Below are 540 nucleotides of genomic sequence, written 5' to 3' on the forward strand. Positions count from 1 at the left end.
CACGCTGATCGTTGGTCCTCCAGCCATGGAGGATCGTGAATGGCACGGTTTGATCTGACGGACGCGGAGTGGGCAGCGATCGAGCCGGTTCTGCCGACGGACGTGCGTGGCAAAGAACGGGCGGACGACCGGCGGGTGCTGAACGGGATCTTCTGGCGTCTGCGCACCGGGGCGCCTTGGGCTGACATTCCGGCACGCTATGGCCCGCACACGACATGCAGCAACCGCTTCCGGCGCTGGCGCAAGCGTGGGATCTGGGATCGCCTTTTGAAAGCTGTGTCAGAGGCTTACGAGGGCGACCTGCAGATGATCGACGCCACCAGCGTGCGGGTCCATCAGCACGCCGGCTGCGCCAAAAAAAAGACGACCGATCCCGTGGCATGGGTCGCTCACGGGGCGGCCTGACGAGCAAGATCCACGCGCTGGTGGATGCCGAGGGCCGGCCCATCGCGCTCAAGATCACGGAAGGCCAAGCGCACGACGGTCGAGCGGCCGACGACATGCTCGGCGATCTGGGACCGGGGCAGACCCTTCTGGGGG

Annotated in this window: 1 pseudogene; it reads left to right on the forward strand. The window is 66.1% G+C overall.

Going from position 1 to position 540, the window contains the following annotated elements:
* Window positions 1-39: 39 nt before the first annotated feature.
* A pseudogene (locus AAHG03_RS27050) lies at window positions 40-540 on the forward strand (IS5 family transposase); the annotation flags it as partial.

Source organism: Methylorubrum subtropicum, assembly GCF_038442325.1.
GTDB classification, from domain to species: Bacteria; Pseudomonadota; Alphaproteobacteria; order Rhizobiales; family Beijerinckiaceae; genus Methylobacterium; species Methylobacterium subtropicum.